Raw genomic sequence first — 13271 nt, 5'->3', positions numbered from 1 at the left:
GCACACCACCGATCAGGGGGTCAGACCCGCGCCAGCCGGTGATCGAGGAACGCGATCTGGTCGGCGACGACCCGCTCGAACGCCTCCCCGACATAGATGTCGAAATGCCCCTGCGGGTACAGCGCGATCTCCCCGCGCGGCGCCTGCGCCGCATACCGGCGGGTCGGGCCGGCCGGGGCCACCGAGTCGTGGGTGCAGACACAGAACAGGATCGGGCAGCCCACCTTGCGCGCCAACCGGCCGGGTCGGTACAGCGGCAGCCTCAACGCGAGCCGGGCCGCCACCTCGTTGCGCAGCGCGGCACCGTCGGGCACCAGACCCAGATACCCGTCGTAGGCGTCGGGGGCGTTCATCAGCGCCACCTCGCCGGGGCGCCCCGCGGTGGGCACCAGCACCGGTGGCTTGCCGCGCAACGCGCCGAGGGTGTCACGCACCGCCAGGGCGGTGACCCGTGCGGCGGTCAGCGGGTTGGCCACCCGGGTGGAGGCGACGCCGTCGGTGAACGGGCACTGGGCGACCACCGCGGCGATCCCGGGAACGGTGGCGGCGGTGGCGATCACGTGGCCCCCGGCGAACGACGTGCCCCACAGCCCGATGCGCTGCGGGTCGATGCCGGCCAGGGTGCGCGCGTAGCCGACCGCCGCGGCCCAGTCCGCCAGCTGCTTACCGACGTCGAGCAGCTGGCGCGGCTCGCCCTCGCTGTCGCCGAAGTGGCGGTAGTCGAAGACCAGGCAGGCGTAGCCGGCGGCGGCGAACCGTTCGGCGTAGGCGTCCAGGCGCATGGTGCGCACCGCGCCGAGCCCGTGCGCCATCACCAGCAGCGGGGTGGGCCCGCCGCGATCGGCGGCGGGCCGGTACAGCCAGGCGCTGATCAGCTCGGCCCCGCTGGGAAACTGGACGTCTTCGCGGTCGGTGGCGGCCCGGTCGGCGCCGGCGGCGCGCTCGGGCTGGCGGTCGGTTGGCATGCGCGGCTCCTCGGCGGCGGGATCGTCGCCTCAGTCTACGGTCGGTGGCCCGGTCGGCCTCGGGCCGCTCAGAACCGGATCAGCTGGCGTACCGCGGCGCCGTCGGCGAGTGAGTCGAGGGCGGCGTTGATCTCGCTGAGGTCGATCGTCGCCGACACCAGCGACTCCACCGGCAGGCGCCCGCTGCGCCACAGCTGCACGAATCGCGGGATGTCGCGCGCCGGCACCGCCGAACCCAGATAGCTGCCGATCAGGGAACGCCCTTCGGCGACAAACCCCAACGGCGCCACGCTGATCCGTTCCTGCGGGGCCGGCAGTCCGATGGTGATCGTCGCCCCGCCCGGTGCGGTCAACGCGATCGCGGTCTCCAGAGCCTCGGCCCGCCCGGCCGCCTCGACCACAGCGGCCGCCCGCACCCCGGCGTCGAGCGCCTGCTGCGGGGTGTAGACGGCGTGGGCGCCGAGTGCGGTTGCGGCGCCGAGTTTCGCCGGCAGCGCATCGACGGCGACCACGTGGACGTCGGTGTGGGCCAGGGCGGTCAGCATCGCGGCCATCCCCACCCCGCCGAGCCCGACGATGACCACCGTCTGGCCGGGCCGTGGGCGTGCGACATTGAGCACCGCGCCGCCGCCGGTGAGCACCGCGCACCCCAACAGCGCCGCCACCGGTGCGGGAACATCGGTGTCGAGGGGCACCACGCTAGCGCGGTTGACGACCGCATGGGTGGCGAAACCGGAGACCCCGAGGTGGTGGTGCACCGGCGCGCCGTCGCGCGCCAGCCGCGTTGCGGAGCCGAGCAGCGTGCCGGCGGTGTTGGCGGCGGTGCCCGGCTCACACGGGATCACCCCGTCGGTGGCGCACGCGGCGCACTGCCCGCAGCGCGGCAGGAACGTCATCACCACCCGCTGGCCCACACCGAGGTCGCTCGCCCCGGCGCCGACGCGTTCGACGATGCCGGCAGCCTCATGGCCGAGCAGCATCGGAACCGGGCGTGGCCGGGTCCCGTCGATCACCGACAGATCCGAATGGCACAGCCCCGCCGCCTCGATGCGCACCAGCAGTTCCCCCGGCCCCGGCGGCGCCAACTCGAGGCCGGTCACCGTCAGCGGCCGCGACCGGGCGTACGGACGCGGCAGCCCGATCCGCTCGAGCACCGCGCCGGTGATGGCAACCATGGTGGAATACAACCATGACCGACAGTCCCGCGGTGCCGGCCGCGCCCGATTCGCTTACCGGTGGTGACTTTCCGGTGCACTGGCCGGTCGGCACCCGCTGGGCCGACAACGACATGTTCGGCCATCTCAACAACGCCGTGTACTACCAGTTGTTCGACACCGCGATCAACGGCTGGATCGGCACCCGGGTGGACTGGGATCCGCTCGCCGCCCCGGCGCTGGGCGTGGTCGCGGAATCGGGCTGCCGCTATCTGGCGGATCTGGCGTTCCCGCAGCAGCTGCTCGTCGGGTTGGCGGTGACCCGGCTGGGCCGCTCGAGCGTCACCTACCGGCTGGGGGTGTTCTGCGCCGCCGAACCGGAATCGGTGGCGGCGCAACCGATCACCGCGTTGGGTCACTGGGTGCACGTCTACATCGACCGGGTCGGCCGGCGTCCGGTGCCGATTCCCGACCCGCTGCGGGAGCTGATGGCCACCGCCGTGGTGTGAGCGCAGGTGTGACCGCGCTAACCCACCGCGACGACCGCGTCGATATGCTCTGCGCATGCCGATCGTGAGCAAGACCGTGGAGGTCGCCGCCGACGCCGCCGCGATCATGGCGATCGTCGCCGACTTCGAGGCATATCCGCAGTGGAACGACGAAGTCAAAGGACTGTGGGTGCTGGCCCGTTACGACGACGGACGGCCCAGTCAGGTGCGCCTGGACGCCGAGGTCTCCGGGTTCGCGGGCACCTACATCCAGGCGGTGTACTACCCCGCACCCAACCAGATCCAGACCGTCATGCAGCAGGGCGAGCTGTTCAGCAAACAGGAGCAGCTGTTCTCGGTGGTGAGTTTGGGTGCCACCGCGCTGCTCACCGTCGACATGGACGTCGAGACCGAGATGAGTGTCCCCAAACCGATGGTCAAAAAACTGGTGAACAACGCCTTGGATCATCTGGCCGACGCCCTGAAAAGACGCGCCGAAGAATTGGCCTCCTGACCGCGTGAGCGCCGCATCGACCCACATTGTCGCGTGAGAGCCGCACGAGAGCCGCACGAGAAGGGATGTACCCCGTTGACCGCATCACAGACCGCAGCCCCGATCCCGGGGGTTCCGCCGAGCCTCGACGAACAGCCCTACCTGTCGCGTCGGCAGCACTGGATCACCCAGTTGCAGCGCCACGCGCTGATGCAGCCCGACGCCCCGGCGCTGCGCTACGTCGGTGCGACGATCACCTGGGCGCAGCTGCACACCCGGGTCACCGCGCTGGCCGACGCGCTGCACCGGCGCGGCGTCGGCTACGGCGACCGGGTGATGGTGTTGATGCTCAACCGTCCCGAGTTCGTCGAGGCGGTGCTCGCCGCGAACATGCTCGGGGCGATCGCGGTTCCGGTGAACTTCCGGCTAGCCCCACCGGAGCTGGCGTTTCTGGTCGAGGACTGCACGGCGCGGGTGCTGGTCACCGAACCGGCGCTGGTGGCGGCGGCCACCGCCACCCGCGAGATCGCGCCGGTGCTCGAGACGATCGTGGTGGCCGGTGCCGACAGCGGCGAGGGCATGGTCGGCTGCCTCGGCTATGAGGATCTGATCGCCGAAACCGGTGCGCCGCATCCGCGCGTCGACGTCCCCGCCGACGCCCCGGCGCTGATCATGTACACCTCCGGCACCACCGGGCACCCCAAGGGCGCGGTGCTGACCCACACCAACCTCACCGGTCAGACCATGACCGCGATCTACACCGCCGGCGCCAGCATGAACGACGTCGGGTTCATCGGGGTGCCGTTCTTCCACATCGCCGGGGTCGGCAACCTGCTGCCCGGGATGCTGCTGGGCACCCCGACCGTCATCCACCCGCTGGGGGCGTTCGACCCCGGGGCGCTGCTCGACGTGCTCGCCGCCGAAGGGGTCACCGGCATCTTCCTGGTGCCCGCCCAGTGGCAGGCGGTCTGCGCCGAACAGCAGGCCAACCCCCGCGACGTGCGGTTGCGGACCATGTCGTGGGGAGCCGCCCCGGCCTCCGACACGCTGCTGCGGCAGATGGCCGAGACGTTCCCCGGCACCGCGATCCTGGCCGCCTTCGGCCAGACCGAGATGTCGCCGGTGACGTGCATGCTGCTCGGCGAGGACGCGCTGACCAAGCTCGGCTCGGTGGGCCGGGTGATCCCGACGGTGGCGGCCCGCGTCGTCGACGACGAGATGAACGACGTCCCGCTCGGGGAGGTCGGCGAGATCGTCTACCGCGCCCCCACCCTGATGAGCGGCTACTGGAACAACGCGAAGGCCACGGCGGAGGCGTTCGCCGGGGGCTGGTTCCACTCCGGGGACCTGGTGCGGTTGGACGCCGACGGCTACGTGTGGGTGGTGGACCGCAAAAAGGACATGATCATTTCCGGTGGGGAGAACATCTACTGCGCGGAGGTGGAGAACGCGCTGGCCGCCCACCCCGACATCGTCGAGGTCGCCGTGATCGGGCGGCCCCACGACAAGTGGGGCGAGATCCCGGTCGCGGTGGCGGCGGTGGGCAAGCAGATCGCGCTGGCCGACCTGGAGGGTTTCCTCGCCGAGCGGCTGGCCCGCTACAAGCATCCGAAGGCCCTGGAGGTCGTCGAGTCGCTGCCGCGCAACCCGTCGGGCAAGGTGCTCAAAACCGAGCTGCGGGCCCGCTATGGCCACCCCGCACAGCAAACCCCCGACGCGCGCTGAGAATCGGGCCGATCCAATGTGGGCCGCGAATCCGATCGGGTACAGTCCTATGAGCTCGGTTACAGCCGATGAATATGTGGTCAGCGGGCAGATCGCGAGGGAAGGGGGCGCCGTGACCGACGCACTGCGACCCGACGGCCCGCGCGGCGGCACCGGAGCCCGGCCATGACCGCCACCGTCGACCACCGTCCCGGCGTGGTCAGTGCGGTGCGCGACCGCCTCGACGCCCCGCTCACCCTCGTCGGCGGCTTCTTCCGGATGTGCGTGCTCACCGGCAAAGCGCTGTTCGTCCCGCCGTTCCAGTGGCGCGAGCTGATCCTGATGTGCTGGTTCGTGATGCGGGTGGCGATCCTGCCGACGATCGCGGTGTCGATCCCGCTGACCGTGCTGCTGATCTTCACGCTGAACATCCTGCTCGGCCAGGTCGGCGCCTCCGACATCTCCGGCGCCGGGGCCGCGATCGGTGCGGTCACCCAGTTGGGTCCGCTGACCACGGTGCTCGTGGTCGCCGGGGCGGCGTCCACCGCGATCTGCGCCGACCTCGGCGCGCGCACCATCCGCGAGGAGATCGACGCGATGGAGGTGCTCGGCATCGACCCGATCCACCGGCTGGTGGTGCCCCGGGTGATCGCCGCGACCTTCGTCGCCACCCTGCTCAACGGTCTGGTGATCGTGGTCGGTCTGGTCGGCGGGTTCATCTTCGGCGTCTACATGCAAAACGTCTCCGGCGGCGGCTATCTGGCGTCGCTGACGCTGATCACCGGGCTGCCCGAGGTGGTCATCGCCACCGTCAAGGCGGCGATCTTCGGCCTGATCGCCGGGCTGGTCGGCTGCTACCGGGGACTGACGGTGCGCGGTGGATCCAAGGGCCTGGGCACCGCGGTCAACGAGACGGTGGTGTTGTGCGTGATCGCGCTGTACGCCGTCAACGTGGTGTTGACGACCATCGGTGTGCGGTTCGGAACGGGGACGTAGCCGATGAGTACCGCCGCCGTGCTGCGCACCCGTTTCCCGCGGGCCGCGGCGAACATCCGCCGCTACCCGGGGGCGATCGGGCGCGGCCTGGACCGGATCGGCGCGCTGGCCTGGTTCATGGTGGTCAGCCTCGGCCAGATCGGCTGGGCGCTGCGCCGCTACCGACGCGAGACGCTGCGGCTGGTCGCCGAGATCGGGATGGGCGCCGGCGCGATGGCCGTCGTCGGCGGCACCGTCGCGATCGTCGCCTTCGTCACCCTGGCCGGCAGCTCGCTGGTCGCCATCCAGGGCTTCGCCTCGCTGGGCTACATCGGGATCGACGTGTTCACCGGGTTCTTCGCCGCGCTGATCAACGTGCGGCTGGCCGCGCCGGTGGTCACCGGGATCGCGCTGGCCGCCACCGTCGGCGCCGGGGCGACCGCCGAGCTCGGCGCGATGCGCATCAGCGAGGAGATCGACGCCCTGGAGGTGATGGGCATCAAGTCGATCGCCTATCTGACCTCCACCCGGGTCGTGGCCGGGCTGGTGGTGATCGTGCCGCTGTACACCGCGGCGATGCTGATGTCGTTCGTCTCCCCGCAGCTGGTCACCACCGTCATGTACGGGCAGACCTCGGGGACCTACGACCACTACTTCCGCACGTTCCTGCGCCCCGAGGACGTGTTCTGGTCGTTCGCCCAGATCATCATCGTCGCGGCGGTGGTGATGCTCACCCACTGCTACTACGGCTACACCGCCCACGGCGGCCCGGTCGGCGTCGGCGAGGCCGTCGGCCGGTCGATGCGGTTCTCGCTGGTGTCGGTGCAGGTGGTGGTCCTGTTGTTCGCGTTGGCGCTGTATGGCACCAACCCCAACTTCAACCTGACGATGTAGCGCCATGAACCATCCTGTCGCGTCGAAGGCGCTCAAACCGCTCAACGAACCCCGGGTTCCGCCCTACAAGGTGGCCGCGGTGGTGTTCCTGACCACGATCGCGGTGATCACCGGGCTGGTCTACGTGCAGTTCCGCGGCGGGTTCACCCCCACCACCTCGCTGACGATGCTGTCCGCGCGCGCCGGACTGGTGATGGACCCCGGCGCCCCGGTCACCTACAACGGAGTGCAGATCGGCAAGGTGGCCAGCATCTCCGAGGTGCAGGAGGACGGGACGTCGGCGGCCCGGTTCGTGCTGGACGTGCGGCCGAAATACCTGCGGGTGATCCCGGCGAACGTCGAGGGCAACATCCTGGCCACCACGGTGTTCGGCAACAAATACGTGTCGCTGACGGTGCCGAAAGCCGAGGATCCCAGCCCGGAGCGGATCACCCCGGCGCATGTGATCGACGCGCGCTCGGTCACCACCGAGATCAACACGGTCTTCGAGACGATCATGGACCTGTCGGAGAAGATCGACCCGGTGAAGCTGAACCTGACGCTGAGCGCGGCCGCGGAGGCGCTGACCGGCCTCGGCGACAAGTTCGGTGCCGCGCTGGTCAACGCCAACGACATCTTCGACGACGTCAACCCGCGGATGCCGCAGTTCCGCCACGACCTGCAGGCGCTGGCCACCACCGCCGACGTCTACGCCGACGCCTCCCCGGAACTGTGGGACGCGCTGACCAACGCGTTGACCACGGTGGCGACCCTGCGCGAACACGAGAGCGACGTCGACGCCGCGCTGCTCTCGGCGGTCGGGTTCGGCAACACCGGTGAGGACATCGTCAACCGCGGCGGGCCGTACCTGGTGCGCGGGGCCGAGGACCTGGGCATCACCGCGCGGCTGTTGGACACCTACAGCCCCGAGTTCTTCTGCATGCTGCGCAACTTCCACGATGTGGCCCCGAAGGTCAACGCCACCTTCGGTGGGCACAACGGGTATTCGCTGCGGACTTCCACCACGATCATCGGGGCGCCCAACCCCTACATCTATCCGGACAACCTGCCGCGGCTGAACGCCCGCGGCGGGCCGGGCGGGGCGCCGGGCTGCTGGCAGCCGATCACCAAGGATCTGTGGCCGGCGCCGACGCTGGTGGTCGACTCCGGGGCCAGCCTCGCGCCCTACAACCACTTCGAGCTCGGCCAGCCGATGTTCACCGAGTACGTGTGGGGACGCCAGTACGGGGAGAACACGATCAACCCATGAGAATCACTGGTACTGCGGTCAAACTCGGCATCGTCGCGGTGGTGCTGCTGGTGTTCAGCGCGATGATCGTCGTGGTGTTCGGGCAGGTGCGCTTCGACCGCACCCAGCGCTACTCCGCGGAGTTCGACAACGTCTCCGGGCTGCGCAACGGCCAGTTCGTCCGGGCCTCCGGCGTGGAGATCGGCAAGGTGAAGGACATCCGGCTCGTCGACGGCGGGAAACGCGCCGTCGTCGACTTCGACGTCGACCGGTCGGTGCCGCTGTACCAGTCGACGACCGCCAGCATCCGCTATCTGGACCTGATCGGGAACCGCTACCTGGAGTTGGAGCGCGGCGACGGGGAGGGCTCCGAGCGGATCCTGGCGCCCGGCGGGTTCATCCCCGCCTCGCGCACCACCCCCGCGCTGGACCTCGACGCGCTGATCGGCGGGTTCAAGCCGCTGCTGAAGTCGCTGGACCCGGAGAAGGTGAACACCATCGCCACCTCGATCGTCACCGTGTTCCAGGGGCAGGGGGGCACCATCAACGACATCCTCGACCAGACCGCGCAGCTCACCGCGCATCTCGCCGAGCGGGACCGCGCGATCGGCGAGGTGATCACCAACCTCAACACGGTGCTCGACACCACGGTGCGCCACCAGAAGGAGTTCGACCAGACCGTCAACGACTTCGAGGAGCTGATCACCGGGCTCAACGACCAGGCCGATCCGCTGGCCGAGGGCACCGTCAACATCAGCAACGCCGCGGGCACCCTGGCCGGGCTGCTCGCCGACAACCGTCCCGCCCTGCAGACCGACCTGGGCCACCTGGAGACCGTGACCGGCCCGCTGGTGGAGCAGCGTGACCGGCTGGACAAGCAGATGCACGACTTCCCGGAGAACCTCAACCTGATCGGGCGCTCCGGCGGGATCTACGGGGACTTCTTCAACTTCTATCTCTGTGACATCTCGTTGAAGCTCAACGGCCTGCAGCCCGGCGGTCCGGTGCGCACCGTCCGGCTCACCCAGCAGCCGTCGGGGAGGTGCACGCCGAAATGAGAACCCTCGAACCGCCCAACCGGTCCCGCCTCGGCCTGCTGGGCATCATCGTCACCGTGCTGGTGGTGCTGTTCGGGCAGAGCATGACCAGCGTGCCGATGCTGTTGGCCCGGCCCAGCTACTACGGCCAGTTCACCGACACCGGCGGGATCAACACCGGCGACAAGGTGCGCATCGCCGGGTTCGACGTCGGCAAGGTGCAGGGCATCGAGATCGACGGCGACCACGTGGTGATGAAGTTCTCCCTGGGCAGCAACACGATCGGCACCGAGAGTCGGCTGCGGATCCGCACCGACACCATCCTGGGGAGAAAGGTGCTCGAGGTGGAGCCGCGCGGGGCCACCACGCTGCGCCCCGGCGCCACCCTGCCGCTGGCGCAGAGCACCACCCCGTATCAGATCTACGACGCCTACTCCGACATCACCAGAAACGCCGCCAACTGGGACATCAACGCCGTACGGGAGTCGCTGCGGGTGCTCGCCGACACCATCGACGAGACCCACCCGCACCTGAGCGCCGCACTCGACGGGGTCGCCGACTTCTCCGACACCATCGGCAAACGCGACGACCAGATCACCCACCTGCTGGCCCAGGCCAACAAGATCGCCGGGGTGCTGGGCAACCGCAGCGAACAGATCAACGACCTGCTGGTCAACGCCCAGACCCTGCTGGCGGCGTTCAACCAGCGCGGCCGGGCGATCGACACGCTGCTGGTCAACGTCACCGCCGTCTCCCAGCAGGTGCAGGGGTTCATCGACGACAACCCCAACTTCAACCACCTGCTCGAACAGTTGCGCGTGCTCACCGACCTGCTCAACGAGCGCCGCGGCGACCTGGCGCAGTCGTTCATCAACGCGGCGAAGTTCCTCGGCGCGCTCAACGAGGCGATCGCGTCCGGGCCCTACTTCAAGGTGATGATCGTCAACCTGCTGCCCTACCAGGTGCTGCAACCGTTCGTCGACGCGGCGTTTAAGAAACGCGGCATCGACCCGGAGAACTTCTGGCGCGGTGCGGGGCTACCCGAATTCCAGTGGCCCGACCCCAACGGCACCCGGTTCCCCAACGGCGCCCCGCCGCCGGCGCCGGAACTGTTGGAGGGCACCCCGGACCACCCGGGTCCGGCGGTGGTGCCCGGCTCGCCGTGCTCCTACACCCCGACCGCCGACGCGCTGCCCCGCCCCAACAACCCGCTGCCGTGCGCCGGGCTCAACCAGGGCCCCTACGGCCCGGTGCCCGGCGGCTACCCGGGTCCCGACGTGGTGAACCTGCCGATGGACCCCACCGGCCCGCCGCCGGGCCCGGGCATGCCGATCGCCGGGCTGCCCGGGGAGACCCCACCGAACGTGCCGGGCACCCCGGTGCCGCTGCCGGAGGCCCCGCCGGGGGCGCGCACCGAACCGGTCGGGCCGGCCGCCGGGCCGTACCCGCCGCCGGCGCCGCCGCCACCGCCGGTGAACGCCCCGCCCGCCCCGCCGGGACCGGGCCCGCAACTGCCGGCGCCGTTCATCACTCCGCACGGGATGGGGGGTAGCGACCAGTGAGCACCCTGACCAACTTGCGTGACAACCCCCGCCGGTCGCTGGTGATCGCGGTGGTGGTGCTGGTAGTGGCGTTGGTGGCCGCGCTGGCCGGTCTGCAGCTGTACCGCAAACTCACCTCGCACACCGTGGTCGCCTACTTCACCCAGACCAACGCGCTGTACCCGGGTGACACCGTGCAGATCATGGGGGTGCCGGTCGGCTCGATCGACAAGATCGAACCCGCCGGGGACCAGATGAAGGTGACGTTCCACTACAAGACCAAATTCAAGGTGCCCGCCGAGGTCTCCGCGGTCATCCTCAACCCGACCCTGGTCGCCTCCCGCGAGATCCAGCTGACCCCCGCCTACACCGGCGGTCCCACCCTGGCCGACAAGGCGGTCATCCCGATCGAGCGCACCGAGGTGCCGGTGGAGTGGGACGCGCTGCGCGGCGAGCTGTCGAAGATCCTCGATCGCGACACCGGATTCGGTCCCGACCCCGACGACCCCGACGACAAGGGGCCGATCGGCGACGTCATCGAATCGCTGGCCGACGGACTGGCCGGCAAGGGCGAACAGATCAACCGCAGTCTCAACAGCCTGTCGACGGCGCTGACCGCACTCAACGAGGGCCGCGGCGACTTCTTCGCGGTGGTGCGCAGCCTGGCGCTGTTCGTCAACGCCCTGCACCACAGCGACCAGCAGTTCGTGGCGTTGAACAACAACCTCGCCCAGTTCACCACCAACCTGAGCAACTCCGATCAGGAACTGGCCAACGCCATCGAGCAGGTCGATGAGCTGCTGCCGACGCTGCGCGGGTTCCTCGACGAGAACAGCGAAGTGCTCACCCACGACGTGCAGAACCTCTACAACGTCACCACCGAATTGGTGCAGCCCGAACCGCTGGACGGGTTCGAGACCAGCCTGATGGTCTACCCGTCGCTGCAGGGCAACCTCAACGGCATCTACCACCCGGTCAACGGTGCGATCGTGCAGGTGCCGGTGATCACCAACTTCGCCAACCCGATGGCGTTCATCTGCAGCTCGATCCAGGCCGGCAGCCGGCTGGGCTACCAGGAGTCCGCCGAGCTGTGCGCGCAGTACCTGGCGCCGATCCTCGACGCGATCAAGTTCAACTTCCCGCCGTTCGGGATGAACCTGTTCTCCTCGGCGGCGACGCTGCCGAAGATGGTCGCCTACTCCGAGGAGCGGCTGCGCCCGCCGCCGGGCTACAAGGACACCACAGTGCCGGGCATCTTCTCCCCGGACACCATGTGGTCGCACCGCAACAGCGAGCCCGGCTGGGTCGTCGCGCCGGGCATGCAGGGCGTGCAGGTGCAACCGGCCACCGCGAACCTGCTCACCCCGGAGTCGCTGGCCGAGTTGATGGGCGGGCCCAACATCATCCCGCCCACCGGCGGGCAGAACATGGCCGGCCCGCCGGACGCCTACGATCAGCACAGCCCGCTGCCGCCGCCGTGGTACCCGCAGCCCGGCCCGATCCCGGCCGGTCCCCCGGAGGTCAGCCCCGGAATGCCGCCGCCGGCGGCGCAGGTGCCGTCCCCGATGACCGGGCCCGGTCCCGGCGGGGTCCCGCGCGGAGAGATCCCAGGAGCCGCACCGTGATCGCCACCGTCGACCGCCGCCGCCGTCCGGCCCGCCGGGTGGTCCAACTGGTCGCGCTGCTGGCCGCGGCGCTGATGCTCAGCTCCTGCGGCTGGCGCGGCATCGCCAACGTCAGCCTGCCGGGCGGGCCCGGCAGCGGACCCGGCTCCTACACCGTGGAGGTGCAGGTGCCCAACACGTTGGCGCTCAACGGCAACAGCCGGGTGCTGGTCGCCGACGTGCACGTGGGCACGGTCCGCAAGATCGAGCTGAAGAACTGGGTCGCCACGCTCACGTTGGGCCTGGACAAGGATGTGGTGCTGCCGCGTAACGTCACCGCCAAGATCGGTCAGACCAGCCTGCTGGGCTCCCAGCACGTGGAGTTGGCCGTGCCGGCCGACCCGTCCCCGGAGCGACTCGGTGACGGCGACCTGATTCCGCTGGAGCGGGCGTCGGCCTACCCGAACATGGAACGCACCCTGGCGAGCCTCGCGTTGATTCTGCGCGGCGGCGGGGTGCCCAACCTCGAGGTGCTCTCCAACGAGCTGACCTACCTGCTCGACGGGCGCGCCGAGGCGATCCACGACTTCTTGGGCAAACTCGACACGTTCACCCGCGAACTCAACGATCAGCGCGACGACATCACCCACGCCATCGACGCGACCAACCGGCTGTTCAGCTACGTCGCCGGGCGCAACGACACCCTCGACCGGTTGCTGGTGGAGGTGCCGCCGTTGATCAACCACTACGCCGATCAGCGGGAACTGTTCACCAACGCGATCGACGCGGTGGGCCGGTTCTCCGGGGCGGCCGACGAGACGTTGAGTGCCGCGCGCGGACCGCTCGGCAAGGACCTGGAGTTGCTGCAGCGTCCGCTCAAACAACTGGGCCGCGGATCGCCGTATCTCTCCGGGGCGCTGGATCTGATGGTGACCCTGCCGTTCGAGATCAACGGGGTGCCGATCGCGATCCGCGGTGACTACATCAACGTGTCGCTGATGGTGGACATGACGTTGAGCACCGTCGACAACGCGATCCTCTCCGGCACCGGGCTCTCCGGGATGCTGCGCGCGCTGGAACAGTCCTGGGGCCGCGACCCGGCGACGATGCGCCCGGACGTGCGGTTCACGCCGAACCCGCTCAGCGCCGAGGGCGGACCCCTGATCGAGCGGGCGGAGGACTAAAGCG

At 69.7% G+C, this 13271-nt stretch carries 12 protein-coding genes; 10 read left to right on the top strand and 2 right to left on the bottom strand.

Annotated features, from left to right (window positions below):
- Positions 1-20: 20 nt before the first annotated feature.
- Both B8W67_RS11130 and B8W67_RS11125 read right to left on the bottom strand, forming a co-directional pair.
- Complete coding sequence (locus tag B8W67_RS11130; protein ID WP_085304015.1) at positions 21-965, bottom strand: alpha/beta hydrolase; 945 nt, start codon at positions 963-965, stop codon at positions 21-23.
- Between the two features lie 68 nt (positions 966-1033).
- Positions 1034-2140, bottom strand: coding sequence for an alcohol dehydrogenase catalytic domain-containing protein (locus B8W67_RS11125; protein ID WP_085304050.1), 1107 nt, complete (start codon positions 2138-2140; stop codon positions 1034-1036).
- Positions 2141-2154: 14 nt separating this feature from the next.
- Between B8W67_RS11125 and B8W67_RS11120 the strand changes: the two genes are divergently transcribed.
- The 10 genes from B8W67_RS11120 (at position 2155) to B8W67_RS11075 (ending at position 13267) form a co-directional block, all read left to right on the top strand.
- Positions 2155-2628, top strand: a complete 474-nt coding sequence (locus tag B8W67_RS11120) for an acyl-CoA thioesterase (protein WP_069393253.1) — start codon at positions 2155-2157, stop codon at positions 2626-2628.
- Between the two features lie 55 nt (positions 2629-2683).
- Complete coding sequence (locus B8W67_RS11115; protein WP_085304014.1) at positions 2684-3121, top strand: SRPBCC family protein; 438 nt, start codon at positions 2684-2686, stop codon at positions 3119-3121.
- Between the two features lie 75 nt (positions 3122-3196).
- Positions 3197-4825, top strand: a complete 1629-nt coding sequence (fadD5, locus tag B8W67_RS11110) for a fatty-acid--CoA ligase FadD5 (protein WP_275080465.1) — start codon at positions 3197-3199, stop codon at positions 4823-4825.
- A 165-nt stretch (positions 4826-4990) separates the two neighbouring features.
- Positions 4991-5800: an MlaE family ABC transporter permease gene (locus B8W67_RS11105; RefSeq protein ID WP_085304013.1), complete on the top strand. Its 810-nt coding sequence runs from the start codon at positions 4991-4993 to the stop codon at positions 5798-5800.
- 3 nt (positions 5801-5803) lie between these two features.
- Positions 5804-6673: an ABC transporter permease gene (locus B8W67_RS11100; RefSeq protein WP_085304012.1), complete on the top strand. Its 870-nt coding sequence runs from the start codon at positions 5804-5806 to the stop codon at positions 6671-6673.
- Between the two features lie 4 nt (positions 6674-6677).
- Complete coding sequence (locus B8W67_RS11095; RefSeq protein ID WP_085304011.1) at positions 6678-7922, top strand: MCE family protein; 1245 nt, start codon at positions 6678-6680, stop codon at positions 7920-7922.
- Positions 7919-8959, top strand: coding sequence for a virulence factor Mce family protein (locus tag B8W67_RS11090; protein ID WP_085304010.1), 1041 nt, complete (start codon positions 7919-7921; stop codon positions 8957-8959). The genes B8W67_RS11095 and B8W67_RS11090 overlap by 4 nt, the downstream gene beginning before the upstream one ends.
- Complete coding sequence (locus B8W67_RS11085) at positions 8956-10500, top strand: virulence factor Mce family protein (protein ID WP_085304009.1); 1545 nt, start codon at positions 8956-8958, stop codon at positions 10498-10500. The genes B8W67_RS11090 and B8W67_RS11085 overlap by 4 nt, the downstream gene beginning before the upstream one ends.
- Positions 10497-12104 carry a virulence factor Mce family protein gene (locus B8W67_RS11080; protein ID WP_085304008.1) on the top strand — a complete coding sequence of 536 codons (1608 nt, stop codon included), beginning with the start codon at positions 10497-10499 and terminating at the stop codon, positions 12102-12104. The genes B8W67_RS11085 and B8W67_RS11080 overlap by 4 nt, the downstream gene beginning before the upstream one ends.
- Positions 12101-13267 carry an MCE family protein gene (locus tag B8W67_RS11075; protein WP_085304007.1) on the top strand — a complete coding sequence of 389 codons (1167 nt, stop codon included), beginning with the start codon at positions 12101-12103 and terminating at the stop codon, positions 13265-13267. The genes B8W67_RS11080 and B8W67_RS11075 overlap by 4 nt, the downstream gene beginning before the upstream one ends.
- Positions 13268-13271: the final 4 nt, after the last annotated feature.

This window comes from Mycolicibacillus koreensis (assembly GCF_002104795.1).
Lineage (GTDB): Bacteria > Actinomycetota > Actinomycetes > Mycobacteriales > Mycobacteriaceae > Mycobacterium > Mycobacterium koreense.
Note: the sequence above shows the minus strand (reverse complement) of the source record. Positions and strands in the feature narration are given on the sequence as shown.

Bases quoted from the DNA above. Each gene is read 5' to 3' on its own strand.
- B8W67_RS11085 (WP_085304009.1), top strand. From the start codon at position 8,956: ATGAGAACCCTCGAACCGCCCAACCGGTCCCGCCTCGGCCTGCTGGGC.
- B8W67_RS11130 (WP_085304015.1), bottom strand. From the start codon at position 965: ATGCCAACCGACCGCCAGCCCGAGCGCGCCGCCGGCGCCGACCGGGCC.
- B8W67_RS11125 (WP_085304050.1), bottom strand. From the start codon at position 2,140: ATGGTTGCCATCACCGGCGCGGTGCTCGAGCGGATCGGGCTGCCGCGT.
- B8W67_RS11095 (WP_085304011.1), top strand. From the start codon at position 6,678: ATGAACCATCCTGTCGCGTCGAAGGCGCTCAAACCGCTCAACGAACCC.
- B8W67_RS11100 (WP_085304012.1), top strand. From the start codon at position 5,804: ATGAGTACCGCCGCCGTGCTGCGCACCCGTTTCCCGCGGGCCGCGGCG.
- B8W67_RS11090 (WP_085304010.1), top strand. From the start codon at position 7,919: ATGAGAATCACTGGTACTGCGGTCAAACTCGGCATCGTCGCGGTGGTG.
- B8W67_RS11105 (WP_085304013.1), top strand. From the start codon at position 4,991: ATGACCGCCACCGTCGACCACCGTCCCGGCGTGGTCAGTGCGGTGCGC.
- B8W67_RS11115 (WP_085304014.1), top strand. From the start codon at position 2,684: ATGCCGATCGTGAGCAAGACCGTGGAGGTCGCCGCCGACGCCGCCGCG.
- B8W67_RS11120 (WP_069393253.1), top strand. From the start codon at position 2,155: ATGACCGACAGTCCCGCGGTGCCGGCCGCGCCCGATTCGCTTACCGGT.